This window comes from Mesorhizobium sp. M8A.F.Ca.ET.218.01.1.1 (assembly GCF_004791165.1).
In the GTDB taxonomy this organism is placed as follows: domain Bacteria; phylum Pseudomonadota; class Alphaproteobacteria; order Rhizobiales; family Rhizobiaceae; genus Mesorhizobium.
Genome location: NZ_SRUZ01000002.1, coordinates 38,755 through 62,966 on the forward strand (window position 1 = coordinate 38,755; position 24,212 = coordinate 62,966).

General features: G+C 63.4%; 22 protein-coding genes and 1 pseudogene. 11 read left to right on the forward strand and 12 right to left on the reverse strand.

Going from position 1 to position 24,212, the window contains the following annotated elements; genetic code table 11:
• Nucleotides 1-13: 13 nt before the first annotated feature.
• Nucleotides 14-181, forward strand: a complete 168-nt coding sequence (locus EN861_RS06550; protein WP_127275745.1) for a hypothetical protein — start codon at nucleotides 14-16, stop codon at nucleotides 179-181.
• A 71-nt stretch (nucleotides 182-252) separates the two neighbouring features.
• On the opposite strand, the gene EN861_RS06555 is transcribed toward EN861_RS06550, so the two are convergent.
• Nucleotides 253-954 (reverse strand): response regulator transcription factor, encoded by a 702-nt coding sequence (locus tag EN861_RS06555; protein ID WP_127275746.1) that lies wholly within the window; start codon nucleotides 952-954, stop codon nucleotides 253-255.
• A 45-nt stretch (nucleotides 955-999) separates the two neighbouring features.
• On the opposite strand from EN861_RS06555, the gene EN861_RS06560 reads away from it, so the two are divergent.
• Together EN861_RS06560 and EN861_RS06565 are read left to right on the forward strand one after the other, a co-directional pair.
• A complete protein-coding gene (locus EN861_RS06560; protein WP_189343576.1) occupies nucleotides 1,000-1,773 on the forward strand; it encodes a response regulator transcription factor in 774 nt (257 codons plus the stop codon).
• 77 nt (nucleotides 1,774-1,850) lie between these two features.
• The gene (locus EN861_RS06565) at nucleotides 1,851-3,938 is read left to right on the forward strand and encodes a PAS domain S-box protein (RefSeq protein WP_167531408.1); all 2,088 of its coding nucleotides are present in this window, start codon (nucleotides 1,851-1,853) and stop codon (nucleotides 3,936-3,938) included.
• 133 nt (nucleotides 3,939-4,071) lie between these two features.
• Here the strand turns inward: EN861_RS06565 and EN861_RS06570 are convergent, their stop codons facing one another.
• Nucleotides 4,072-4,479 carry a hypothetical protein gene (locus EN861_RS06570; RefSeq protein ID WP_135863052.1) on the reverse strand — a complete coding sequence of 136 codons (408 nt, stop codon included), beginning with the start codon at nucleotides 4,477-4,479 and terminating at the stop codon, nucleotides 4,072-4,074.
• Nucleotides 4,480-4,916: 437 nt separating this feature from the next.
• Here EN861_RS06570 and EN861_RS06575 point away from each other — a divergent pair, with 437 nt between their 5' ends.
• Nucleotides 4,917-6,119 carry an aromatic ring-hydroxylating dioxygenase subunit alpha gene (locus tag EN861_RS06575; RefSeq protein WP_135863054.1) on the forward strand — a complete coding sequence of 401 codons (1,203 nt, stop codon included), beginning with the start codon at nucleotides 4,917-4,919 and terminating at the stop codon, nucleotides 6,117-6,119.
• A 10-nt stretch (nucleotides 6,120-6,129) separates the two neighbouring features.
• Here EN861_RS06575 and EN861_RS06580 read toward each other — a convergent pair whose 3' ends face one another.
• Nucleotides 6,130-7,548, reverse strand: coding sequence for an aminotransferase (locus EN861_RS06580; RefSeq protein WP_135863056.1), 1,419 nt, complete (start codon nucleotides 7,546-7,548; stop codon nucleotides 6,130-6,132).
• Between the two features lie 269 nt (nucleotides 7,549-7,817).
• Between EN861_RS06580 and EN861_RS06585 the strand changes: the two genes are divergently transcribed.
• From EN861_RS06585 to EN861_RS06595, 3 genes are read left to right on the forward strand one after another with little or no spacing between them, the layout of a single operon-like run.
• Nucleotides 7,818-8,735 (forward strand): ABC transporter permease, encoded by a 918-nt coding sequence (locus tag EN861_RS06585; RefSeq protein ID WP_127872038.1) that lies wholly within the window; start codon nucleotides 7,818-7,820, stop codon nucleotides 8,733-8,735.
• Nucleotides 8,732-9,553 carry an ABC transporter permease gene (locus EN861_RS06590; RefSeq protein WP_127275751.1) on the forward strand — a complete coding sequence of 274 codons (822 nt, stop codon included), beginning with the start codon at nucleotides 8,732-8,734 and terminating at the stop codon, nucleotides 9,551-9,553. The genes EN861_RS06585 and EN861_RS06590 overlap by 4 nt, the downstream gene beginning before the upstream one ends.
• A 52-nt stretch (nucleotides 9,554-9,605) precedes the next feature.
• Nucleotides 9,606-10,679, forward strand: a complete 1,074-nt coding sequence (locus tag EN861_RS06595) for an ABC transporter ATP-binding protein (protein ID WP_135863058.1) — start codon at nucleotides 9,606-9,608, stop codon at nucleotides 10,677-10,679.
• On the opposite strand, the gene EN861_RS06600 is transcribed toward EN861_RS06595, so the two are convergent.
• From EN861_RS06600 to EN861_RS06625, 5 genes are all read right to left on the reverse strand, one after another.
• Entirely contained in the window at nucleotides 10,643-11,953 is a 1,311-nt protein-coding gene (locus EN861_RS06600) for a flavin monoamine oxidase family protein (protein WP_135863060.1), read from the reverse strand. The genes EN861_RS06595 and EN861_RS06600 overlap by 37 nt on opposite strands.
• Nucleotides 11,950-13,026: an extracellular solute-binding protein gene (locus EN861_RS06605; protein WP_127275754.1), complete on the reverse strand. Its 1,077-nt coding sequence runs from the start codon at nucleotides 13,024-13,026 to the stop codon at nucleotides 11,950-11,952. Before EN861_RS06605 ends, EN861_RS06600 begins: the two co-directional genes overlap by 4 nt.
• A gap of 402 nt (nucleotides 13,027-13,428) precedes the next feature.
• Complete coding sequence (locus EN861_RS06615; RefSeq protein ID WP_135863063.1) at nucleotides 13,429-14,511, reverse strand: ABC transporter substrate-binding protein; 1,083 nt, start codon at nucleotides 14,509-14,511, stop codon at nucleotides 13,429-13,431.
• A gap of 25 nt (nucleotides 14,512-14,536) precedes the next feature.
• The gene (gene betI / locus EN861_RS06620) at nucleotides 14,537-15,247 is read right to left on the reverse strand and encodes a transcriptional regulator BetI (RefSeq protein WP_245512007.1); all 711 of its coding nucleotides are present in this window, start codon (nucleotides 15,245-15,247) and stop codon (nucleotides 14,537-14,539) included.
• A gap of 27 nt (nucleotides 15,248-15,274) precedes the next feature.
• On the reverse strand, nucleotides 15,275-16,075 hold the full coding sequence (locus EN861_RS06625) for a methyltransferase domain-containing protein (protein WP_135863067.1): 801 nt from the start codon (nucleotides 16,073-16,075) through the stop codon (nucleotides 15,275-15,277).
• 280 nt (nucleotides 16,076-16,355) lie between these two features.
• Here EN861_RS06625 and EN861_RS06630 point away from each other — a divergent pair, with 280 nt between their 5' ends.
• The 4 genes from EN861_RS06630 to EN861_RS06645 are packed head-to-tail and all read left to right on the forward strand — an operon-like array spanning nucleotide 16,356 to nucleotide 21,038.
• Complete coding sequence (locus EN861_RS06630) at nucleotides 16,356-17,975, forward strand: NAD(P)/FAD-dependent oxidoreductase (RefSeq protein WP_135863069.1); 1,620 nt, start codon at nucleotides 16,356-16,358, stop codon at nucleotides 17,973-17,975.
• Nucleotides 17,962-19,527, forward strand: a complete 1,566-nt coding sequence (locus tag EN861_RS06635) for an NAD(P)/FAD-dependent oxidoreductase (protein ID WP_135863072.1) — start codon at nucleotides 17,962-17,964, stop codon at nucleotides 19,525-19,527. The genes EN861_RS06630 and EN861_RS06635 overlap by 14 nt, the downstream gene beginning before the upstream one ends.
• A gap of 3 nt (nucleotides 19,528-19,530) precedes the next feature.
• Nucleotides 19,531-20,790, forward strand: coding sequence for an aminomethyltransferase family protein (locus tag EN861_RS06640; RefSeq protein WP_135863074.1), 1,260 nt, complete (start codon nucleotides 19,531-19,533; stop codon nucleotides 20,788-20,790).
• Between the two features lie 2 nt (nucleotides 20,791-20,792).
• Nucleotides 20,793-21,038 (forward strand): hypothetical protein, encoded by a 246-nt coding sequence (locus EN861_RS06645; protein WP_127872049.1) that lies wholly within the window; start codon nucleotides 20,793-20,795, stop codon nucleotides 21,036-21,038.
• A gap of 7 nt (nucleotides 21,039-21,045) precedes the next feature.
• Here the strand turns inward: EN861_RS06645 and EN861_RS06650 are convergent, their stop codons facing one another.
• From EN861_RS06650 to EN861_RS06665, 4 genes and pseudogenes are all read right to left on the reverse strand, one after another.
• Nucleotides 21,046-22,104, reverse strand: a complete 1,059-nt coding sequence (locus EN861_RS06650) for a dipeptidase (RefSeq protein WP_135863076.1) — start codon at nucleotides 22,102-22,104, stop codon at nucleotides 21,046-21,048.
• A gap of 97 nt (nucleotides 22,105-22,201) precedes the next feature.
• Nucleotides 22,202-22,501: a GNAT family N-acetyltransferase gene (locus EN861_RS06655; protein ID WP_015315410.1), complete on the reverse strand. Its 300-nt coding sequence runs from the start codon at nucleotides 22,499-22,501 to the stop codon at nucleotides 22,202-22,204.
• A gap of 4 nt (nucleotides 22,502-22,505) precedes the next feature.
• Complete coding sequence (locus EN861_RS06660; protein WP_127278574.1) at nucleotides 22,506-23,123, reverse strand: alpha/beta hydrolase; 618 nt, start codon at nucleotides 23,121-23,123, stop codon at nucleotides 22,506-22,508.
• A 3-nt stretch (nucleotides 23,124-23,126) separates the two neighbouring features.
• Nucleotides 23,127-24,058 (reverse strand): annotated as a pseudogene (locus EN861_RS06665) (VOC family protein).
• Between the last annotated feature and the right edge of the window lie 154 nt (nucleotides 24,059-24,212).

The following is a 24,212-nucleotide window of genomic DNA, read 5'->3' on the forward strand; positions in this document are numbered from 1 at the left end:
GGGAATTCCGACGATGAAAACGAAATTCGCAGCTTCCGTGCTTTCCGCGCTGCTCTATGCGCAGGGTCTGCTCGGCTTTGCCGCACTCGCCAGCGTGCTCCTCAAGGAACGCGCTCACGCAAGCGAGTTCGTCGCCGGCGGCGACATGGCCTCGGGTCCGTCATTGCTGGTGGTGCGCTGAACCTCGCGCGCATCGGCGCGGAAATGGAAGGGCCGATGCTGATCCGGGCAACAAGCGGGAAAAGGCAGCCGTCAGTCGGCGAACTGCCGCGGCGGATCGAACCTGTAGCCGGCGCCGCGTATGGTGGTGATGGTCTCGGTATCGAGCTTGCGGCGCAGCCGCACGATGCGCGAGTCGATCGAGCGATCGAAGGCGTCGGCATTCTCGGCCGGCGCCGCCGCGATAATGTCGTCACGCGTCAGCACCTTGCGCGGGCTCGCCAGGAACAGCCTGAGCAGCGCCACCTGGCCGGGCGAGAGCTGCTCCTGCGTACCGGAGCGATGCATGACGATCGCCGATCTCAGATCGACGGTCGCGTTCTCCAGCACGATCAGTTCCTGGGTGCCCCTGCCACGCCGCGAAAGCAGGCCGCCGACACGCGCGGCGAGTTCCCTGACATTGAGCGGACTTTCGACGACGTCGGCGGCACCGAGCTCCAGCGCCAGCACCTTGTCGAGGAGATCGGCCGGCCGGCATATCAGGATGAAATCCGGTCCATGTTCGCCGCCCCCGCCTTGGCCGCCATAACGCCTGAGCAGATCCCGCCCTTCCGCCTGGCTGAGGCTATCCCCGACGACGACGACATCGATGCCTCTGCCCTCCAGCAGCGATTCCGCCTCCCAGGGCTGCCGCGCCTGACGCACGTCATGGCCGCGCCGCTCAAGATGGTCGGCAAGCTCGGTCGCCACGACCTCGGCGACGGAAACAAGCGCGATGACGGCTCGTGCGGCCATGTTTTCCAACCGTTCCCTGGCAACCGGATATGAGTGCTGGACATCATGTTTATACCCAATCTACTTTCCACTGAAAGTGGGAGCGAGAGCATCGTGCGGGCAAGAATTGTCATCGTCGAGGACGAGCCCGACCTGAGGGACGCGGTCGCCGAATATCTCGGCGCCGCGGGCTATGATGTGGCGACCGCGGAAACCGCGGCCGCCGCGCGCAGCCTGATCGAGACGCAGCCCTTCCATCTGGCCATCCTCGACATCGCCATGCCTGGCGAGGATGGCCTGTCGCTCGGCCGCTGGCTGCGCTCGAAAATGCCGATCGGCATCATCTATGCGACCGCCGCCGGCACCGCGCTCGACCGCATCGTCGGGCTGGAACTCGGCGCCGACGACTATATCGTCAAGCCGTATGAACTGCGCGAGGTGCTGGCCAGGGTGCGCAGCGTGCTGCGCCGTGTCCCGCAGCCGACAGAGCCGCAGGACAGGAAAGCCAGGACCGACCGCCGCTCCGTCGCCTTCGGCCCCTTCCAGGCCGATCTCGACGGCAGGCTGGTCACCGGCGCCAACGGCACTGTGATCGACATGGCCAAGAGCGAATTCGACGTGCTGGAGGTTTTCCTGACCCGCGCCAACCGGCTCTTGACCCGGGCTGCGATCTCCGAGGCGATCGGCTTCACCGAGGATCCGGAATCATCGCGCGCCGTCGACATCCGCATCATGCGTCTGCGCAAGAAGATCGAGACGGACCCGGCCAATCCGAAATTCCTGCGCACGGTACGCGGCGAAGGCTATATCTTCTCGCTGCCGACCGGCGACGGCAACTGAGCGTCAGACCCACGGGGGTTCCGCTCCACGGCCGTTGCCAGCCGATCGATGGCGTGACTCTGGAATAGCGGCTGACAATGACGGGCGACACGGCAAGCACGGATATGCAGGGTTTCAGGCAAGGCGCGGCGATGGCGGCCGTGCGTGTCGTGCGCCGGCTGCGCGAGGCAGGCGACTGGCAGCGCGAAATGGACGGCGTATTGGAAACGCTGTGCCACGCCATGGAATGCCAGCGCGGCATCCTGTTCCGCTTGCGCGAACTGCCCGGCCAGGGTTTCGCTCAGTCGGTCGCCGCCTATTGGATCGACCCCGATTTTGGCGGCGAACTGGCCTCACCGACCGTCATCATGCAGTCGATCGTCAATTCGGATCCGCTGCTGGAGCGGCTGGCCGAGGATGAGCGGCAAGGCAAGATATTCGCCGGGCATACGCGTGATCTCTCGGGGTTCCTGAGGGCCGATTTCGAAAAGCAGAACATCAAGTCGTTCCTGTCGGTGTCGGTCTTCGCGCACGGCCATCTCTGGGGCACGCTCGCGGTCAATGATTGCGTCGAGGAGCGTGAATGGACCGATGAGGAAGAGGCGACGCTGCACATCATCGCGCTCGCCATCGGCGACGCCATCGAACACTCCCCTTCCGACGCCCATGCCAGCGAGGTGATCCGCCGCACCATGCTGCAGGCCTCGCTCGACGCCATCATCGTCATCGACGAGGCCGGATCGATCATCGAATTCAATCCGGCCGCGGAAAAGATGTTCGGCTTCCAGCGCAGCGAAATCCTCGGCAAGGACCTGCTCGATACCGTCGTTCCGGAATATTACCGCAAGGGCTATTCCTCGGGCGCCGACTACATGTCCGGCCGCGGCGCGCCCATGGTCGGCCAGCGGCTCGAGACGGTGACGCAGAATGCCGCCGGCGAGGTCTTTCCGATCGAGCTGACGGCGACCGAGATGCGGGTCGCCGACCGCCGGCTGATCTTCGGCTCCATCCGCGACCTGCGCGAGAGGCTGCGCGCCGAGGAGGAGATCAACCGGCAGCGCGAGAAGCTGCACCAGAACGAGAAGATGGCGGCGATGGGCTCGCTGCTCGCGGGCGTCTCACACGAACTCAACAACCCGCTGGCCGTGGTGGTCGCGCAATCGACGCTGCTGCATGAATTCGCAAGCGATCCGCAGACCAAGGTGCGCGCCGAAAAAGTGCGCGCCGCCGCCGAGCGCTGCGGGCGCATCGTCAAGAGCTTCCTGTCGATGGTCCGCCTCCATCCGGCGGCGCAGGCCGAGACCGATCTCAACCAGGTGATCCGCGCCGCTCTCGAAGTGACCGCCTATGGCGCGCGCTCGAGCGGCATCATCATCGATACCGATTTCGCACCGGGTCCCTTGCTGGCCATGGCCGACGCCGACCACGTGACGCAGGTGGCGGCCAATTTCCTCATCAACAGCCAGCACGCCCTGGCTGGCGTCGCCGGCGATCGGCTGATCAAGGTGCGGAGCTTCCGTGGCGACCGGGGCAATCCCGGCTTCTCGGTCGAGGACAACGGCCCCGGCATTCCCGAAGCCATCCGCTCCCGCATCTTCGAATCCTATTTCACCACCAAGCCGGTCGGTGTCGGCACCGGCATCGGCCTGTCGATTTCGAAATCCATCATCGAGCGGCACAATGGCAATGTCTGGTTCGAGGAAGTGCAGCCGAGAGGCGCGCGTTTCGTCGTCCAGTTGCCCGCTATCTCGGCAGGCATGATCGCAGCTGGCGAAAGCCAGCCGCGATCGAGCGGCCTGCGCCATGCCCTGATCATCGATGACGAGCCTGACGTCGCCGGGTCCTTGTCCGACATTCTCGAATTGATGGGCATCAAGTCGCGGATCGCGCCGGTCTGGGAATCGAGCGCCGCCACCTTGAGCGGCCACATGCCGCCTGACATCGTCTTTTCGGATCTGCGCATGCCCGGCACATCAGGCATTTCGATCTACCGCGAACTGCTCGCCGAGCGCCCCGACCTGGCGCGGCGCTTCGTGCTGGTCACCGGCGACCTCATCGGCGCGAAGGCGGAAATCGAGGCGTTGCCGGCGCAGCAGCGGCCCCAGATCCTCGAAAAACCGTTCAGCACGCTGGATGTACGCAGCGTGCTTTCGACCATTGCCGAGCAGGCCGCGTTGAAAGCATAAAAAGAGGCCCCCGGCCGACGTGCGGCGGGAGCCGAGGAGAGCGCTGGAGGTGCGCTCGGGGAGGTCAGGGTATGATCCCCAAACGGGAACCTGTTTTCGGAATCATGCCCAGGCAGAAACCCGGAGACAAAAATCAGAAGATGTTCGGCGTGCTGGTCACCGGCACGGCGTTGGCGATCATGCGGATCGCGCGGACCTTGTGCGTTCCGGACTGCTGGGCGATGGCGCGCAGGCAATCCACGCTCTCGGCGCCCCAGGCTTGCCCCTTGCAGGCGAAATCGATCGCTGGCATCGGCAGGCGGGCGGTCGTGGTTGTGGTCGGCGCACCTTCGATGACGTTGGCAGGCGGATTCAACGAAGCGAAGGCCGGACCGACCGTCGGCGTGAACGCCATGCCGGCGAAGGCGCAAGCAGCCAGCGCCATGAACATTGCCATCGGGTGGTCGCTGGCACGCTGGCGAAGGGCCAGCTTCGGGCGGCGGTCAGCGCGCTCTGGAGCCTGAAAGCGGTTGCCGCTGGTGATCTGGACTTTCGCACGCATCATCTTCCCCTTCGTTGATTTTCTTTTTGCGATAAAACGAATTTAATCGCGCTCTGTAACGGCGCAAAGGTGACGAGAGCGCGGCAATGTAACCGGATTGAAACATCCATGCGGGCAGAAACGGTCAAAATCGGTCATTGGCTATTTTGACCTGAGTGGCGGGTTGCCCTCCGTGCGCCGCCGGGGCTTTCTTGCCAGCGCAATACCTTGTCGAGGGGCGCGATTTGCAGCGTGAACCGGCGACAGGGCGGAGGTTGTGGAAGTCCGGCTAACACCCGGATTTTCCGGGGTTTTCGGGGCCCGCGGCGGAGCCGGATGCCGTTGGAACCTGGGCTTACATTTCCGATACGGAATCTGCGTATTTCCACAAGCCATTGCATTTCAATGCAAAATATGATTATATTGAATGCATATTCAATAAAAAGAAGAGACGGTTCATGAACCCGCACCTCCGTGACGTGGCAATCCCGAACGATTGGGACCGGCGGGGATTACCGGGCTGGAGTTACCATTCCGCCGCCCTTCTAGAACTGGAGAAGGAGTATGTTTTCCGCAATCATTGGCAGATCGCCGGACATGTCTGCGACATACCGAATGCCGGTGATTATCTCACCATGGATGTCATTGGCGAGCGCGCTCTGATCGTACGCGGCAAGGACGGCGTCGTGCGCGGCTTCAACAACATGTGCCGCCACCGCGGCAGCCGCGTCGTGGCCGACAGCCAGGGCAATTGCAGGAACGCGCTGGTCTGCCCGTTCCATGGCTGGGTCTACAACCTCGACGGTACGTTGCGCGGCGCCGCCCGGCCGCGCTCCTTCCCCGATCTCGACAAGACCGAGTTCGGCCTGATGCCGCTCGATCTCGAAGTCTGGATGGGCTTCATCTTCATCCGCTTCCGCAATGGCGGGCCACAGCCCTCGGTCGCCGAGCTGTTGAAGCCGATCGAACCCGAATTCGCACACTACAAGGCCGCCGACATGGTGCCCTCCTGGGGCATCTGGACCCAGAAGACATCGGTCAACTGGAAGTCGGTGCGCGACGTCGACAATGAAGGCTATCACGTCGCCATGGCGCATCCGGCCCTGCAGGATCTCTACGGCGCCACCTATTTCGACGAGCCCTTCATCAACGGCGTCTCGCGCTCCTTCGCCACCTACAACCCGCATGCCGGCCGCCGCTGGAGCGTCAGGAACTACGTCAAGATCGCGCCTGAGCCGACGCATCTGCCGGACCATCTCAGGAAGGCCTGGGTCTATTACGGCATCTTCCCCAACGCCGTTCTGTCGGTGATGCCGGAATCGGTGCAGTTCTATCAGGAGTTTCCGCTGTCGACGGGTGAGACGCTGCTGCGTGGCGCCATCTATCGCTACCGCGACGAAAGCCGCGAGCAGGCCGCCGCCCGCTACCTCTCCTTCCGTATCGACCGCGACACCATGTCGGAAGATGTGCAGCTCTCTGTCTGGTCGAACGAATCCATGCTGTCCGAGGCCTTCGAGGGGTTTTACCTCTCCGACCTCGAATATGGCGTACGCACCCACCACGACCACCTGCGCAAGCAGATTCCGGTGCTGGGCCTGGAGACCGCGCCAGAGGAAAAGGACATGTGGAATCTGAACGACGCGCTGCGGTCGCGAGGGTAGAAGCTGCCAATCATCCCCGCCACACGCCCTCTTTCCTGAGATCATCCATCGTGCGTGAAATGCCTTCGCGCAGGATCGCCACCATGTCGTCGATCTGCTCGCGCGTGATGATCAGCGGCGGCGACATCACGCACATGTTGATCAGTGGCCGCACCAGCAGGCCAAGTTCGTGGCAGTGGGCGTCGATGCGCTTGCCGACATCCTTGTCGAGTTGCAGTGGATCCTTGCTTTCGCGGTCAGCGACGCATTCCACGCAGCCCATCAGCCCCACGCCGCGCACCTCGCCGACCAGCGGCAGCTCTTCCAACGTCTTCAACCGCGCCTGGAAATAGGGCGCGACCGCCTGCGTGTGGGCAAGCACGCTTTCCTCCAGCAGGTCGAGATTCTTCAAGGCCACCGCGCAGCCGACGGGATGGCTGGTGTAGGTCAGGCCATGGCCGAACAGCGCATCGGGATGGTTGGACCGGCGCAGGTTTTCCAGCAGCCGCTCCGAGATGATGACGCCGCCGAGCGGGAAATAGCCTGAGGTGACGCCCTTGGCGAAGGTGGTCATGTCCGGATCGATGCCGAACACATCGCCCGAGGCAAAGACATGGCCAAGTCGGCCGAAGCCCGTCACCACCTCGTCGGAGACGTAGAGGATGTCGTTGCCACGGCAGATCTCGCGGATACGCTTGAGATAGCCGTCGGGCGGCACGACGACGCCGCCGGAAGCCTGCACCGGTTCGCCGACGAAGGCGCCTATTCTGTCGGCGCCGACGCGCGCCACCGTGTCGCGGAACTGGTCGACGAGGAAATCGGTGAAGGCGGCAAGGCTCATCCCTTGCGGGCGCCTGAACGGATCGGGCGAGGACAGCTTGACCACCAATTCGTCGGCGCCGTCCATCCAGTCGCGATCGCGCGGACGGCCATTGAGCGAGGCCGACAGATAGGTCGAGCCATGATAGGCGCCGCCTCGGCTCAGGATGAGCTTCTTTTCCGGCCGGCCACGCACATTGTTGTAGAACTGCATGAAGCGCAGCGCCGTCTCGACGGCCGAGGAACCGCCCGTGGTGTAGAAGACATGGCTGAGTTCGCCTGGGGCATGGCCGGCGATGCGTTTGGCAAGCTCCGCCGATGGCGCGTTCATCGTGTACCAAGGCGTGTTGTAGGACAGCGCCATCGCCTGATCGTACATCACCCTGGCGAGTTCCTCTCGACGATGGCCGACATTGACGCACCACATGCCGGCAGGCCCATCGATCAGCCGCTTGCCGGTGCTGTCGGTGATGTAGATGCCATCGCCCTCACCGATCAGCGCGCGCGCCTCCGAACCGACGGAACCGGCATAAGGCCAGGGCTGGATGAGATGACGCCTGGCCAGTTCGGCCGCATCGTCGTTGCCAGGGCCAGCCGTTTCGCGTGCCTTCAGATCTCTCAGAGCCGCCATCATCGCCTCCACATCATCCCTCGAATTTCCCGGGCATCAATCCGGTCCACCATGGCCGAGATCGTCGCCCTGCTCACCCGATTTTGAATGTCCGTTCAATCAACATTGCAGAATTAGCGCTTGATTTCAATCCGCGGATGCGCGCATGATGAAAGAAAGCCGGCAAGGGGAACAATAGCCGGCGCCAGCCCAATGGGATGCCGTATGGCGGGACAGTCCAGGCCAGCAACCGAGATCGCACCCGGAGCCCTGCCCCCCGGTGCCCTGCAATGACTGTGGCTGCGGAAGGGTCGCCCCCGTTGCGCATGACGCGGGCCAGACGAAATGCCCTTCTGCGATCCGAGCCCGTACAGGGCTTTGCCCTGATCAGCCCGACCTTCCTCTACGCGCTGATCCTGTTGGTCCTGCCGATCATGGTGGTCATCGCCCATTCCTTCTGGACGCAGCACTACCTGACCATCGACCGCACCTTCACGCTGGAGAACTACCGCGTCGCGCTGACCGAGCCGATCTACCGCGATCTGTTGTGGCGCTCGCTCTACATCTCGCTGACGGTCAGCCTGTTCACCGTCGTCCTCGCCTACCCGATCGCCTACTTCATTTCCTTCCATGGCGGCCGTCACAAGAGCCTCTGGCTGTTCCTCATCACCATACCGTTCTGGACCAGCTATCTCTTGCGCGTGATGTCGTGGAAGGTCATCCTGGGCTATAACGGCGTGTTGAATTCCGGCCTGATGGGCCTCGGCATCATCGACGAACCGTCGACAGCCCTGCTCTACAATTCGAGCGCCGTCATCATCACCCTCACCCATGCCTGGGCGGCCTTCGCCATTCTGCCGATCTTCGTTTCGCTGGAGAAGGTCGACCGCACGCTGGTCGAGGCGGCTACCGATCTTGGCGATGGTCCCTTGCGCTCGTTCCTGCGCGTGACCTTGCCGCTGTCGGCGCCAGGCATCATTTCCGCGGCGCTGATCGTCATGATCCCGACGGTCGGCGACTATGTCACGCCAAAGCTCGTCGGCGGCAAGGACGGCGTCATGATCGCCAACGCTATCCAGGCGCAGTTCGGCAAGGCCGCCAACTGGCCGCTCGGCGCCGCACTTTCCGTCACCACCATGCTGATCGTCTCCCTGATGGCGGGCGCCACGGTGCTGATCATCCGCACCTTGCAGAGGATGGCGCGATGAGAGCGCGGCGCTTCCTGCCGGGCGGCTGGCTGTCGGCCTATGCGTTCCTCTACATCGTCTTCCTCTATCTGCCCGTCATCTTCCTGCCGATCTTCTCGATCAACACGGCGGCGACGCCGAAATTCCCGCTGACCGGCTTCACCCTGCAATGGTACGAAGACCTGCCGCGCACGCCGGCGCTGCTCGACGCCGCCTGGAACAGCCTGATCGTCGGCGTCTCGGCGGCCATCCTCTCCACCGTACTCGGCATCCTCGCCGCCCGATCGATCACCCGCTACCGCTATCCCGGCCGCCGCGCCATCAACGGGCTGATCATGGCGCCGCTTGTGCTGCCGGAAGTCATCGTTGCCATCTCCATGCTGCTGGTGATGCTGCAGCTTGGTTTGAGCTTGTCACTGTTCACCGTCGTGCTTGGCCACGTCCTGGTCTGCATTCCCTATTCGATGACGGTGCTGACCTCCGGCTTCGAAGGTTTCGACCGCAGCCTCGAGGAAGCCTCCGCCGATCTCGGCGAAAGCGCCTTCGGCACCTTCCGGCGCGTGACGTTGCCCATGGTGGCGCCGGCGATCATTTCCAGCCTGCTGGTCTGCTTCACCATCTCGCTGGACGAGTTCATCATCGCCTTCTTCCTGACAGGCACCGAGGCGACACTGCCGATCTACATCTGGGGCCAGTTGCGTTTCGCGTCGAAACTGCCCGGCGTGCTGGCGCTGGGCACGCTGCTTTTGGTCGCCTCCTTCCTGCTGATGACGATCGCCGAAATCCTGCGTCGCCGCGCGGCCAGACGTACCCAGAACGAGGGAGGCCTCTATGCCTGAGCAGCCGCGGATCGAGCGCCCTCACGCGGACAGGATCCAATCCGAAAGACCGATGATCGAGATCCGCAACGTCACTCGCAGCTACGGAGCGTTCAAGGCGCTGGACGACGCCTCCCTTACCATCAGGGAAGGCGAGTTCTTCTCGCTGCTCGGACCCTCCGGTTGCGGCAAGACCACGCTTTTGCGCATGATCGCCGGCTTCGACAATCCGACCAGCGGTTCGATCGCGGTCGGTGGCCAGTCGATGGAAGGCATCCCGGCCAACCGCCGGCCGACCAACATGGTGTTCCAGAGCTACGCGATCTTCCCGCACCTCAATGTCGAGCAGAACGTCGCCTACGGGCTGAAGCGGTTGAAGCTGCAGGGCGGCGAAGAGAAGCGCCGAGTTGAGGAAGCACTGGGGCAGGTCTCGCTCACCGGCCTCGGCAAGCGGCTTGCCACCGAGCTTTCCGGCGGCCAGCGCCAGCGCGTCGCGCTTGGCCGCGCCCTGGTAATGCGGCCAAAAGTTCTGCTGCTCGACGAGCCGCTGTCGGCGCTTGACAAGAAGCTACGCGAGCAGATGCAAGTCGAGTTGCGCCGGCTGCAGCAGGCGGTCGGCATCACTTTCGTACTGGTCACCCACGACCAGTACGAGGCGCTCGCCATGTCCGACCGCATCGCCGTGATGTTCGGCGGCAAGATCGCGCAGGTCGCCTCGCCAAAGGAAATCTACCAGCGTCCGGTCAACCGCCAGGTCGCCGACTTCCTGGGCGGCATGAATTTCGTCAAGGCCGAGATCGTCGAGGAGAACGGCGCATCGCTGATCGTCGACACGCTCGGCTTCGGCCGCATCAAGACCGACAAGCCCAAAGCCTTCGTTCGCAATGGCGGCGCCGCGACGCTCGGCATCCGACCGGAACGCCTGCGCGTGCTATGGGACAACGCGACAGCCAAATTCGAGGTCGCCGGCAAGGTGGTCGAGCGCCACTATTTCGGCGAGATCACCCATCTGATCGTCGAAATCCCGGGCCTGGAAAAGCCGTTGTCGGTGACCGAGACCAACGATTTCGGCGCCGACGATATCCCGGTCGGCACCCCGATCCGCCTCGCCTATGATCCCGAAGCTCTGGTCGCGATGGCCGACTGAACATCGGCGATGATCCTGCGCGCCGCAATGCGCCCGGCCACGATCGCGCCTTCGACATAGCCCGGGAATGACGGCGACAATTCCGACGAAGCGAAATGCAGCGGCGGCGCACCGGCAAGAATGGTGCGTTCGGCATCCCTCGCCGTCACGTCGATGATCAGGTCGCTATAGGCACCGCCGCTCCAGCCATCGTGCGTCCAGTCGCGGCGGCTGAAATCGAGACTATCCGCAGCCTCCGGACCGAGCGCCTCCACAAGCCTCATCGTCACCTGCGCCCGCAGGTCCGCCTCGCCGAGTTCGTGCCAGCGCAGCGCCAGAGGCCCGCCGGCGAAGACGACAAGCGCCGCATGATCGGGATCCTTGCTGGCGTCGCAGGCAAACAGCCCCGGCAGATCCCGCCACATCACCATCCCGCTCAAATCCCGCTCGCGCCAGAATGGCCTGGGATAGCGCACCAGGATCTTGATCACGGCGCCGCTTTCCCAGGCGCCGAGCGCCCTGTCCAAGGCTGCTGGCAGGACGGGCGTGAAATCGAGCTTCGCGGCTGTCGCCGGCGGCACGGCCACCAGAACGGCGCGCGCTTCGATCACGCCATTGCTCGAGACAACACGAACCCCTGGCGGACCATATTCGATGCGGGTGACCGGTTCACCGAGCCTCACCCGGCCGTCGAAATCCCTAGCCAGATCGTCGGCCACCGACTGCATGGTCTCGCGCAGGGAATATTGCAGCTCCGGCACCTCATTGGTGATGCGCCGGTCATTGTCGATCAGGTACCAGAGCGGCACCTTCTCCAGGGCCAGGCACCACAGGCCTTCGATCATCGACCGGAAGGCCGCCTTGGCGTCAGCCGTGTCGTTCTGGCCTTCGAGCCAGTCGGCAACGGTCAGGCCCTCGATCGCGGGATCGTTGGGCTCGATCCTGTTCATGCGTTCGCGGATCGCCATCGAGGCATGATAGGTGCGCTCGGCTCTCGGGGCCGACATCGCCGGATGGGTGATGAAATCGCCCTCGACGTAGGTCTCGACGAAGGTCTTGTCCTGAGCCCGGGCCAGTTCCATCAGCTGAGGCATGTCCTCGCACAGGAACTGGCCGCCGCTGTCGATGCGCTCGCCAAGTCCGTTTCGCACCGCCTCGACGCGGCCGCCGACACGATCGCGGGCTTCCACCAGCACGAAATCGACGCCGGCGCGCTTCAATTCGATCGCGGCCGAGAGACCGGTGAAGCCGGCCCCCACGATGACGACGCCGGTCCTTTCGGTCTTGTCGCTCAATAGCCGGCCTTGATCTTCTCGAACTCGGCGACCATGCGCTGCTTCAGTTCCGGCGCGACGGGTTGCTGGAACAAGGTCTTGTCGAGGAACTTGTCGAGATTGTCGAAGCCGCGGTCGGCCAGCACCTTGTGGTCGATCGCAGCCATCCCGGCGCCATTGCCGTGGCCGTAGCCGAAGGTCTTGACCATATAGTCCGACACGCCGGGCGCATTGACGGCGCTGAGGAAATCATAGGCCTCGTCGAGCTTGCCTGGCGCATCCTTCATCAGCACGTAGCCGCACACCCAGGTCGAAATCCCTTCGTTGGTCTCGCGGTTCATGGCGATCGGCAGCCCCTGTCCCTTCAGCGTCACGAAGGTCTCGTTCCAGCCCCAGACGAGGTCGACCTCGTTGCCGATAAAGGCCTGGTTGAGGTCGGTGTCGTCGGTCCAGTAGAAACGGATGTTCTTGTGCACGTCACGCAGGAAAGCGGACGCCTGCTTGAACTGGTCGTCGGTCATCTTGGTCCAGTCCTTGAGACCGATGACTAGGCTCGCCAGCGCATAGGCGTCATCGACATTGTCGCCGATGGTGACGCGGCCCTTGAACCGCGGATCGGCGAAAATCTTGAGCGACTGTGCCTGTTGGGCCGTCACCTTGTCGGTGCGGTAGAGCAGCGAGGTGTTGCCCCAGTCGAATGGCATGAACCAAGCCTTGCCGTCGGCGGTGACGGCGAGATCCTTCATCGCCATGATACCTGGATTGAGATCCTTCCAGCCAGCGATCCGGGACGTGTCGAGCGGCTGCAGCAGGCCGGCCTCGCGCCACTTCACCACGCTTTGCGAGCAGGGATGCGCGACATCGGCCTTGAAGCCTGCCCGCATCTTCTCGAAGGCCTCGTCCTCGTCGCCGAAGAAAGCAAAGGTCGGCTCGGCGCCGTATTTGGTCGTGTACGCCGGATGCAGCAGCGGATCCTCATAGCCCGACCAGTCGAATACGACGAGGTTACCGCCGCCTTCGGCGAGCGCGTAAACCGCGCCGGCGCCAACCATGCAGGCGGCGGCGACAACAAGACGGCGAAGCGCGGAATTCATGGTGCGAAAACTCCCCCATCGCGAAAGATGCCGAGAGCGAGGTTAGGAGAATTCCCAAGCTTTGGCGAGGCCGCGAATTCGATGGAGCAACCACTTCGGACCAACTTGCGGCCGGGACCGGCAATCATTGAAGTCAGCGCTGCCCCTCATCGCCCTGCCGGGCACTTCTCCCCGTATGGCGACGGGGAGAAGAAGGCTGCCCGCAGTGCCGGCACTCTTCCTGCAACGTCGGCGATTGGCGAAACCGGCGACGACAGCGCCCCTCTCCCCGTCACTATACGGGGAGAGGATGCCGGCAGGCAGGTGAGGGGCGGCGCCAGCGCTCGAATGGATGATGGCAACCCGAGCGATCACCCTAGTTCCATATCCGAGCGGGTAGGAACGGCCACTCGAAAGCAGGCCTCAATAGCCCGCTTTGATCTTCTCGAACTCGGCGATCATCTTGAGCTTGAGATCGGACGGCAGCGGCTGCTGGAACAGCGTCTTGTCGACGAATTTCTGCACGTCGTCATAGCCTTTTTCCTTCAGGACGGCCTGGTCGACACCAGCCATGCCCTTGGCGTTGGCCTGGCCGTAGCCCCAGTCCTTGACCAGCACCTTGGCGATCTCCGGATCGTTGACTGCGTTGAGATAATCGTAGGCCTTGTCGATGTTGCCGGGCGCATCCTTGAACAACACATAGCCGCAGACCCAGGTCGAGATGCCCTCCGCCGTGTCCTTCTTCGACTTGATCGGCATGCCGGCTGCGACCGACTGCACGGTCGCATCGTTCCAGGCCCAGGCGAGGTCGACCTCGCCCCCGCTCAACAACTGCACGATGTCGGTGGTGTCGGTCCAGTAAGAGCGGACATTCTTGTGCACCTGGCGCAGGAAATCGGATGCCTGCTTGAACTGGTCGTCCGTCATCTTGGTCCAGTCCTTCAGGCCGATGGCGAGGCTCGCCAGCGCATAGGCGTCGTCGACATTGTCGCCGATCGACACCCGGCCCTTGAACTTCGGATCGGCGAACGCCTTCAGCGACTGCACGTCCTTGTCGTCGATCTTGGAGGAATTGTAGGTGAGCTGCGTGTTGCCCCAGTCCCAGGGCATGAACCAGGCTTTTCCGTCATCGGTGGTGGCAAGGTTTTTCATCGCCATGATGCCGGGATTGAGGTCCTTCCAGCCTGTGATCTTCGACGTGTCGAGCGGCTGCAGCAGGCCAGCCTCGCGCCATTTCACCACGCTCTGCGAGCAGGGATGGCCAAGGTCGGCCTTGAAGCCGGAGCGCACCTTCTCGAACGCCTCGTCCTCATCGCCGAAGAAGGCGAAGGTCGGCGAATCGCCGTTCTTCTCGACATATTTCGGGTGGAAGCCCGGATCCTCGTAGCCGGACCAGTCGAACACGATCAGATCCTTGTCGGCGGCGATCGCCAAGGCGGCGGCGGAGGCCGCCAGGGTTCCGGCCAGTGCGAGCGTCAGTGTCAGGCGTCTTGTCAGTGTCTTCATTGCTGTTCCATCCTCTGTGGTTTTCTTATGATTTCGTCTTTTCTGATGATTTGGTCGGGGCGGCGGCGTTCCGCGGGTAGTGTTTCGGGAAAGCCGCCGACAGGAATTCGTTCGCCGCCTGCAAGGAGGTCTCGCGGGTCGTGTTCTCGGTCCCCATCATCAGCCGCAGCCAAAGCCCTTCCAGCATGGCGCTAAGCGCCAATGCCATGACCTGCGGCTCATAGGCGTAGCCGCCGCTCTGCTTGAGCGTCGCACAGAGCTCGATGAAGATGTCCTGATAGACGACGTCGCGGGCGCTGCTCAGCGCCTGGTAGGTCGGCCGTGACTTGGCCTCGCCCCAAAAGGCGCACCATGCGGCGAGCTTGCGCTTGTTGCAGATCGAGCGGTCGAAGTCGGCAGCGACCAGGGCCTGAAGTTGGTCGGCAGGATCGTCGCCTGCCTTCTGCAGCGCATTGCGCCAATGCGCCGAATACTCGTCATACATATGCTGCAGCGTCGCGACGAGCAGCTTTTCCTTGCTCTCGAAATGGAAATTGACGATGCCTCGCGACAGGCCGGCGCCATCGGCGACATCGGCCATTGTCGTCTCCGAATAGCCGCGCTTGGCCAGCGAATCGATCGTCGCCTCGATGAGCTGAAGCTGCCTGACCTCCTTCGAGGCCTTGCGCCCGCGCTTCTCGGATTCGGCTTTCCGCGCCGGTTCAAGGAGCGCGTCCCTGGCGTCTGCCGTTTTCATGCGTGTGATGGTCTCCAGCATCGCCGGCTATCGCTTTGCATCCGGCTTCGACCCGCGAAGATGAGTGGGACGGTGCTCTCCACTGTCAAGCACCTTCTGCATGGCTTCCCAGGTTCGTATGTTCTTGTCGACATAGGCCGCGCCCACCACTGCGGCAACGGCCGGATAGAGTGGTCCCTTCAGCCTTTCGAGCTCCCCTCGCGCCACCTCGCGGTACCAGGGATTGCAGTCCCTGACGGTGACATCGGCAAAACCGGCGCCACGCATCGCCTTGGCATAGCGCGCCGGCGAGGCCATGGCGAAGGACAGCCCCTCGGCCGCGACATACGCCTTCATGTCGGGTGATGGTTCGCCGTCATGCGACATCATCCAGTTGGAGGCGGCAAAGACCCCGCCCGGCTTGAGCACGCGGAAAATCTCGGCGAAGAGCCCGTCCTTGTCGGGCACATGCAACAGCGCATCCTTGGAAAAGACGACATCGAAGTATCTGTCGGCGAAAGGCAGCAATCCCGGAGGCGCCTGAACGAAGCTGGCGCGCTCACCAAGGCCGCGCGCGGCGGCGCGCTGCCTGGCCGCCGCGATCACGGGCCGTTCGACATCGAAGCCGGTGGCGTGCGCCGCGCCGTGACTCTCGACCAGATGCAACGTGATGCCACCGCAGCCACAGCCGATATCGAGGATCGTCCTGCCCTTGAGCGAAAGCCCCTCGACCACCCGGTCGACCTCGTCCGGCCCGCCTGGCGACAGGTAGCCATCCCCCCACAGCGCCTCGAGGAAGCGGATGGCGGTGTCGTCATATTCCGGTTCGGCGTCTGCCGTTTCGATCATCAGCCCTCGGTCCCCCAATCGACGGAATGCTCGGTTCGAACGCCGGCGAAGCGTAGCGCAGATGCGGGAAAACGCAATATCATTTGTTGAACATTCATTCAGAATGACTGGACAGAATGGCTGATGTCATGCCAAATTCCGCGCATTCGGGAACAGATCACGCAAAAATGAAGAGCGGGTCGCCTAATTAATTCGAGGAAAAGTGTGAGCGGTTTTCCCCGGGAGAAGCGCATAGCGCTTCCCCTTGGGAATGACGCAAAACAGGGAGGACTGGGCCACAATGAAAGCTTGGGATGCGATCATCATCGGCGGCGGACATAACGGTCTGGTCAACGCCTGCTACCTCCAGCGCGCCGGCCTCGACGTGCTTGTGGTCGAGAAGAACGACTGGGTAGGCGGTGCTGCCACCAGCCGGGAGCTGACGCCGGGCTTCCTCTACTCCAACTGCTCCTATGTCTGTTCGCTGTTCCGCCCCGAAATCATGCGCGACCTCGACCTGCCGCGCTTTGGCCTGCAGGTCATTTCCTATGAGGGCGGTGCGGTGTTCAGGCGCGACGGCGACTACCTCGCCAATTACCGCGACCACGACGCGCACCGGCGCGAATTCGCCCGCTTCTCCAAAAGGGATGCCGAGGCCTATGACCGCTACTCTCGCGACGTGACGCGCCAGTGCCGCTTCATCCAGCCGTTGCTGATGCGCACCGCGCCGGACCCGACCAGTTTGCGGCCGCGCGACCTCGGCGAACTGCTTTATCTCGGCAAGAAATTCGCCGGTCTCTCCGCCGAGGAAATGGCGCTGACGCTGCGCTTCTGGACGATGTCTATCTCGGAATTCCTCGACGAATATTTCGAGACCGACGTCATCAAGGCGAACTTCGCGCTATCCGGCATCATCGGCACGGCACTCGGACCGATGTCGCCCGGCACCGCTTACGTGCTGCTGCACCACTATATGGGCGAGGTCGACGGATCGGTCGGCGCCTGGGGCTATGCGCGCGGCGGCATGGGCGCAGTCACCAAGGCGCTGGCAGCCTCCTTCAAGGCCTCCGGCGGCACGATCCGCACCAGCGCCGAGGTCGACCATGTGCTGGTGAACAGAGGTAAGGCCAAGGGCGTCGTTCTTGCCGGCGGCGAGGAGATTTACGGCAAGCTGGTCGTCTCCAATGCCGACGTGAAGCGCACCTTCCTGAAGCTGGTCGAGGAGAAGGAACTGCCCGACATCTTCCTGCGCCGGGTCAAGAACTTCAAGATCCGCGGCTCCTCAGGCAAGGTCAACATCGCGCTCGATTCGCTGCCGGAATTCCCGGCGCTGCCGAAGGACTCGCCAGTCTATCGCGGCGACATGCATTTCACCGATTCGATTGAGCGCATGGAGCGCGCCTATGACGACTGGAAGGCCGGCCGTTGGTCCGCCGATCCCTTCCTCGACATGGTGATCCCGACGACGCTCGACCCGACCATGGCCCCGCCGGGAAAACACTTCATGAGCTGCTTCGTGCAGTACGCGCCGCCCAAGGTGAACGGCCGCGAGTGGACCGATGCCGACCGCGACGGTTTTGCTGAAAGCGTGATCGCGCAGATCGCTGAATACTCGCCGGGGTTTCGCGACCGCATCGTCCACATGGAAGTGCGCACGCCGCGCGAAATCGAGGCCGAGGTCGGTCTCACCGAAGGCAACATTTTTCAGGGCGAACTCACCTTCGACCAGCTTCTGTTCAACCGCCCGGTGCCGGGCTATGCGCAGTATCGGTCGCCGCTCGGTGGGCTCTATATGTGCGGCTCCTCGACCCATCCCGGTGGCGGCGTCATGGGCGCGCCCGGCCGCAATGCTGCGGCCGAAATCCTGCGCGATCTCGCAAAATCCACCTCGCATATGAGCCCGGCCCATGACGTTATTTGATGGCATCGTTATCGGCGGCGGCCATAACGGGCTTGTCGCTGCCGCCACGCTGGCGAAGGCCGGCCGCAAGGTGCTGGTGCTGGAAGCCGCAGCCGAACCCGGCGGCGCGGCGCGCACCGAGGAATTTGCGCCCGGTTTTCGCGTCTCGTCGATCGCGCATGTGCTGAACCGGCTGCACCCCGATGTGATGAAGACGCTGGAGCTGGAAAAGCACGGGCTGCAAATCGCCCGCGCCGACTTCATCCCGTCAGTCGCATTGTCGAAAGATGCACCGCCACTTGTCCTGCATGGCGCCTATGGCGAGGTGCTGACCGGCGCCAGTTCGTCGGAACAGTCCGCCTGGAAGGATTTGCGCGCGCAGCTGTTGCGCTATGCCGGCATATTGAAGCCGTTCCTGTCGCGCCGGCCGCCTGATCTCGGTGGCATGTCGCTGCTGGAGACAGCTTCGCTCGGCCAGACCGCGCTAGCGTTGAAGAAACTCGGCAAGGAAGATATGCGCGACTTCCTGCGCGTGCTTCTGATGAACGTTGCCGACCTGCTTGACGAGCAGCTCGCCGACGACAGGCTGAAGGGGCTGCTCGCCTTCGATGCCACCCTCGGCAGTCATCTTGGCCCGCGCTCGCCGACCTCGCTGCTCGGGCTCTATTATCGTCTGGCCGGAGAGATCGGCGGTGCGGCCGGAGCGCAACTGCTGCCACGGGGTGGCATGGGCGCGGTGGTCGTGGCCATCCGCACTGCCGCCGAAAAGGCCGGCGTCACGATCCGCACATCGGTGCCCGTCGCAAGGATCATTGTCGAGAAAGACCGCGCCGTCGGCGTCGTCCTCGACAATGGCGAGGAGCTTCGCGCCAGGACGATCGTCTCCGCCATCAACCCGGCGACCACCTTCCTCGATCTTGTCGGACCACGCGGGATCGATACCGGCTTCATGCGCAAGGTGAAAAATATCCGCATGAAGGGTGATGCCGCCAAGCTCCATCTGGCGCTCGACCGGCCACCCCAATTCACTGGCGCCGATGCCGCCGACCACAAGGGGCGGCTGGTCATCGCCCCCTCCCCCGACCATGTCGAGCGTGCCTTCAATCCGTCGAAGTACGGCGAGTTCTCGCCCGAGCCGGCGATGGAGATAACCTTGCCCAGCCTTGCGGACCCGTCGCTGGCGCCAGACGGCGCCTGCGTGCTGTCAGCCGTGGTGCAATACGCGCCCTATCAGTTGAAAGAGGGTTGGAACGCCGGCAAGCCGAAATTCCTCGAGGCAATCCTGGCTCGGTTGGAAGCCTACGCGCCTGGCATCGGCAAGACGGTGCGCCATGCCGAGCTTCTGACGCCTGCCGACATCGAGAAGCGCTACCGTATGCCCGGTGGTCACTGGCATCATGGTGAACTGCAGGCAGATCAGATGCTGATCTCGCGTCCTGTCTCCGGCTGGTCGGGCTATGACACGCCGCTCGACGAGCTGTTCCTGGCCGGTGCTGGTTCGCATCCCGGTGGTGGTGTTTCCGGTGCGCCCGGGTTGAATGCCGCGCGGCGCATCATCGCGATGAAAGGGTAGGTTATGGCTCAGGCAACCAGGAAGAAGCCCGTTGCAACGACAGCCAATGCGGCTGTTTCTGCCCGCACCCTCGCGCAAACCCACTTCCGCACGCTGCGTCTCGGCACGCCGTTCCAGCCGCGCCTCGATGCGCTGGCCAAGACCCAGGACTGGTACAATTGGGCCGGTTACCGCGCGCCGCATTCGCTCTGGGACGAGGAGCTCGAATATTTCGCCATCCGCAGCCAGGCGGCGCTCTTCGACATCTCGCCAATGACCAAATACCGCATCGAAGGCCCGGATGCCGAAGCCTTCCTCGACCGCGTCACCCTGCGCGATGTCACCAAGCTCAGGCCCGGCCGCGTTCATTACACCGCATGGTGTGACGACGAAGGCTTTGTCCTCGATGACGGCACGCTGTTCCGACTTTCGCCAACCCGCTTCCGGCTGTGTTCGCAGGAGCGGCATCTGCCCTGGCTGCTGGACAGCGCCCTTGGTTTCGACGTCACCGTCGAGGAAGAAACCGAGGCCGTCGCCGGGCTCGCCTTGCAAGGCCCCACATCTTTCGCCGTGTTGCGCGATGCGGGCTTCACCGGTGTCGAGAAGCTGAAAATATTCGACCTCGCCGAGTTCCCGCATGACGGTGGCACGGTCATCATTTCACGCACCGGCTTCACCGGCGATCTCGGCTACGAATTGTTCGTGCCGGCCGACAAGGCGCTGAGTCTCTGGGACCGGCTGATGACGGCAGGCGAACTGCGCGGCATCAGGGCCATCGGCTATACCGCGCTCAACCGCGCGCGGCTCGAAGCAGGGCTGATTGTCGCCAATGCCGATTTCACCACCGCCGAACACGCCATCCGCGCCGACCGCCTGCGCATGCCCGACGAGATCGGGCTCGGCTTCATGATCGATCTGGAAAAGGCCCATTTCAACGGCCGCCGCGCCATCCTCGAAGCGAGGACAAGACGCAGACTGCGCCATGTCCTGGTCGGGCTGGAGATCGAGGGCAACATCCCGGCCGAACACGCCATCGTCTACTACAAGAAGAGCCAGGAAGTCGGCTTGGTCAGCGCCGCCATGTGGTCGCCGATGGCGAAGCGCAACATCGCCATCGCCTCGCTGGCGCGGCCCTATGGTGATACTGTCGTGGAAGACCTCTGGGTCGAAATCTACGCCATGCGCGAGCTGCAGTACCAGAAGCTGATGAAACGGGCCAAGGTGGTGGCGCGCCCCTTCATCAAGCTCGACCGCCGCACCGCCAACCCGCCGGCGGATTTCTGAGCATGGCCGAGGAAGAAGGCGAAGCCGCCGAACAGTGGGAACTGGTCAACACGCCGCTCGGTGAGAAATGGTCGGGCCGAACGCGCTACGCCGCCGCCATGTTCTTCTACAAGCGCGACGAGATGAGTGCGGAGACCCTGGAGGTCTACCGCATCTGCGCCAGGCTCGATTCGGAAAACCCGTTGCCGATCATTCGCGACCGTGGCGTCGGCAAGGATTGGCTGAAGCGCATGGGCTACGACAAGTAGCGCCGGCTCAGCCGATCGTGCGCTCGAGCATGCTTAGCCAGTTGCGGTAGGCGATCTTTTCGATCAGCGCGCGGCCGAAACCGCGCGCCGCCAGCGCATCGACGAGTTTAGGCAGACCGGCGACGTCGCCGATGACGGCCGGGATCATGGCGCCGTCGAAATCCGAGCCGAGACCGACGCCGTCCTCGCCCAGAGCCTGCAGCAGGGAATCGATATGGCGCACCATGATGTCGAGGCTGGTGTCGGCATTCATGCGGCCGTCCTCGCGCAGGAAGCCGGTGGCGAAGTTGAGGCCGACCATGCCACCGGATTCGCGGATCGCGCCGAGCTGCCAGTCGGTCAGATTGCGCGAATGGCCGCAGATCGCGTGCACGTTGGAATGGGTGGCGACCAGCGGCGCATTGCTGATTTCAGCGACATCGCGAAAGCCCTTCTCGTTGAGATGCGAGAGGTCGATCATGATCTTCAGTTCGTTGCAGGCCTTGACCAGCGCCTTGCCGGCATCGGTCAGGCCGGGTCCGGTGTCGGGCGAGGACGGAAAGCGGAACGGCACTCCGTGGCCGAACGCGTTCGGCCGGCTCCAGACGATGCCGAGCGAACGCAGGCCCGCGGCATGCAGAACGTCGAGCATGGAGAGTTCGGGATCGATCGCCTCGACGCCCTCGATGTGGAACACCGCGGCAATCGTGCCTTGCGCCATGGCGTGGCGCACATCGCCGGCACTGCGGCATACCGCCAATGCGCCGGCACGCTCCAGCCGGAACAGGATCGACGCCATCGCGATCGTCGAGTTGAGCGCATCGGCGCGCGGAACCTCGGGCGGCAACGGCTCGCTGTCGCTCGGCGCCGAAGGCACGGCGCTGCGCCGCGCTTTCTCGACCGGCGGCGGGAAGATGGCGAACATGCCACCGGCGAATCCGCCGGCCTTGGCGCGCGGCAGGTCGATATGGCCGCCCGATTTCCCTTCGACGAACAGCTTTTCGACGTCCCTGTCCTTGGACTGATAGAGCCTCAGCAGCGTGTCGTTATGGCCGTCGAAGACGGGGACGAGGTCGGATTCGGTCATAGGGGGGTCATTCGGTTCGTTCATCGGCGCGGGAGCGATATATCATACCCACTTAGGCAAGATGTGCTACCCGCGCAAATGACAAAGCCTGTCCGACCTATTGCTTCAGCACGTCGGCCCATTCCGGATGGCGGCGGAACTGGGCGTTGGCGAACGGGCAGAGCGGGATGATCTTCTTGCCCGCCGCGCGCGCATCCTCGACGGCGCGGGTGACGAGCCGAAGCCCGGCGCCCTGGCCGCGAAAGGCGTCCGGCACTTCGGTGTGATCGATGATGAGCTGGTGCTCGCCGATCTTGGTGAAGGTCATTTCGGCTTCGGCGCCGCCGGCGCCGCGCAGGACGTAGCGACCCTTGGAACCGCGATCTTCAAGTTCGATCTCTGGCAGCTGATCGGGCATCTCTTTACACTCCTTGGGCACCGGCAAAAAGCCGCCGCGCCGCCTCGATTTCGTTTGGCCGCACCTCGTGCCCGCCTTCGTGCCACTCCACTGTGACATCGGCGCCATCGGCACGCAAATAGGCTTCGAGCCGCGCCGTCAGGTTCGGCGGGCAGATCGGATCGCGCCTGCCGGCGGTCACCAGGATCTGACGGCCGGCAAGGCTGCCTTTCACCTCCGGCTCGAACGGGATCAGCGGATGCATCAGCACCGCGGCGTCGAAAAGATCAGGGGCTTCGAACACCAGCGAGGCCAGGATGTTGGCGCCGTTGGAATAGCCGAGGCCGAGCACGGCCGATGGCGTCGTCGCCTCGACATGGGCCTTGACGAAGCCCACCATCTTGCCCGTCGCCCGCGCAAGGTCGTCCATGTCGTAGACGCCTTCGCCGGTGCGGCGGAAGAAACGCGCGGCACCTTGTTCTGAAACATCGCCGCGCGGCGAGATGATGGTGGCCTGGGGCGCGAGATCGCGCCCCAGCGAGACAAGCTGGCTCTCGTCGCCGCCCGTGCCATGGAAGACGAAGAGCAGCGGACCACCCGGCGAACCGGGCAGCATCTTGTGGATGAAAGCGTCCTTGCTCATCGCTCAGCCCTCCAGCTTCTGCAGATGCTGTTCGAGATAGGGCCGCAGGTGCTGATGCTGGGTGGGCAGCTTCAGCGCCTCGCCGAGATGGGCGGTGTCCTCATCACGGTCAAAGCCCGGCTCGTTGGTGGCGACTTCGAACAGCACGCCACCGGGCGTGCGGAAATAGATCGCCCAGAAATAGTCGCGGTCGATCACCGGCGTCACGCCATAGCCTGTATCCATCAGCGCTTTGCGCACTTCAAGCTGCTTGGCGCGGTTCTCTACGGCGAAGGCGACATGATGGACGGAGCCGGCGCCGAGATCGGCGAAGGGGGCCGTCGGCAGCGATTCGATGTCGACGACATCGGCGCCGTTGCCGTTCTTGACGGCGAGCCGCCTGACATTGCCTGACTTGTCGACTTCCTCGTAGCCCATGAACTTCAAAAGCTCCTCGGTGGCGCCTCCATCCTTCAGCCTCAGCGAAACCGAATGAAAGCCGCGGATCGCCTCGTCAGCGGCAACACCGCCCTTCACCCAGGGCGCCCTGGTGTCGGCCTTGTCCTCGACGAGGGCAAAGCCGTCGCTGTCCGGACCGTCAAATCTGAGCCGCTTCTGGCCAAAACTTTCCTCACGGGCGACATTGGCTACACCTTCGTCGGTGAAGCGTTTTTCCCAATAGGCGAGCGTGCCGTCCGGCACGGAGTAGACCGTGGTGCCGACTTCGCCGACGCCATGGCGGCCTTTGCCGATGTTGGGAAACGGAAAATAGGTCATCACCGAACCCGGCGTTCCGACCTCGTCGGCATAGTAGAGATGGAGACATCAGGCGCGTCGAAATTGACCGTCTTCTTGACCCGGCGCAAGCCGAGCTTGTGGGTGAAGAAATCATTGTTCTGCCGTGCATCCCTGGCCATCGAGGTGACGTGATGCAGGCCCTTGATCTGGTCGAGCATGTCTTTGCTCCTTCCCTTGGTGTTTGTGCGGCCCTCGCCGCTGTCCACGCCAATATGAGGACACGATCTGTTGTGGCAAAGGCGGCAAACACAGAATGGACTGTGCTGTAAAAGTGAACAGTGACAAGAAACTCGTTCACCATTCGGCCAAAGA

Coding starts and splice junctions, on each gene's coding strand:
- EN861_RS06550 (WP_127275745.1), top strand. CDS start 14: ATGAAAACGAAATTCGCAGCTTCCGTGCTTTCCGCGCTGCTCTATGCG.
- EN861_RS06555 (WP_127275746.1), bottom strand. CDS start 954: ATGGCCGCACGAGCCGTCATCGCGCTTGTTTCCGTCGCCGAGGTCGTG.
- EN861_RS06560 (WP_189343576.1), top strand. CDS start 1,000: ATGTTTATACCCAATCTACTTTCCACTGAAAGTGGGAGCGAGAGCATC.
- EN861_RS06565 (WP_167531408.1), top strand. CDS start 1,851: ATGACGGGCGACACGGCAAGCACGGATATGCAGGGTTTCAGGCAAGGC.
- EN861_RS06570 (WP_135863052.1), bottom strand. CDS start 4,479: ATGCGTGCGAAAGTCCAGATCACCAGCGGCAACCGCTTTCAGGCTCCA.
- EN861_RS06575 (WP_135863054.1), top strand. CDS start 4,917: ATGAACCCGCACCTCCGTGACGTGGCAATCCCGAACGATTGGGACCGG.
- EN861_RS06580 (WP_135863056.1), bottom strand. CDS start 7,548: ATGGCGGCTCTGAGAGATCTGAAGGCACGCGAAACGGCTGGCCCTGGC.
- EN861_RS06585 (WP_127872038.1), top strand. CDS start 7,818: ATGACTGTGGCTGCGGAAGGGTCGCCCCCGTTGCGCATGACGCGGGCC.
- EN861_RS06590 (WP_127275751.1), top strand. CDS start 8,732: ATGAGAGCGCGGCGCTTCCTGCCGGGCGGCTGGCTGTCGGCCTATGCG.
- EN861_RS06595 (WP_135863058.1), top strand. CDS start 9,606: ATGATCGAGATCCGCAACGTCACTCGCAGCTACGGAGCGTTCAAGGCG.
- EN861_RS06605 (WP_127275754.1), bottom strand. CDS start 13,026: ATGAATTCCGCGCTTCGCCGTCTTGTTGTCGCCGCCGCCTGCATGGTT.
- EN861_RS06615 (WP_135863063.1), bottom strand. CDS start 14,511: ATGAAGACACTGACAAGACGCCTGACACTGACGCTCGCACTGGCCGGA.
- betI (WP_245512007.1), bottom strand. CDS start 15,247: ATGAAAACGGCAGACGCCAGGGACGCGCTCCTTGAACCGGCGCGGAAA.
- EN861_RS06625 (WP_135863067.1), bottom strand. CDS start 16,075: ATGATCGAAACGGCAGACGCCGAACCGGAATATGACGACACCGCCATC.
- EN861_RS06630 (WP_135863069.1), top strand. CDS start 16,356: ATGAAAGCTTGGGATGCGATCATCATCGGCGGCGGACATAACGGTCTG.
- EN861_RS06635 (WP_135863072.1), top strand. CDS start 17,962: ATGACGTTATTTGATGGCATCGTTATCGGCGGCGGCCATAACGGGCTT.
- EN861_RS06640 (WP_135863074.1), top strand. CDS start 19,531: ATGGCTCAGGCAACCAGGAAGAAGCCCGTTGCAACGACAGCCAATGCG.
- EN861_RS06645 (WP_127872049.1), top strand. CDS start 20,793: ATGGCCGAGGAAGAAGGCGAAGCCGCCGAACAGTGGGAACTGGTCAAC.
- EN861_RS06650 (WP_135863076.1), bottom strand. CDS start 22,104: ATGACCGAATCCGACCTCGTCCCCGTCTTCGACGGCCATAACGACACG.
- EN861_RS06655 (WP_015315410.1), bottom strand. CDS start 22,501: ATGCCCGATCAGCTGCCAGAGATCGAACTTGAAGATCGCGGTTCCAAG.
- EN861_RS06660 (WP_127278574.1), bottom strand. CDS start 23,123: ATGAGCAAGGACGCTTTCATCCACAAGATGCTGCCCGGTTCGCCGGGT.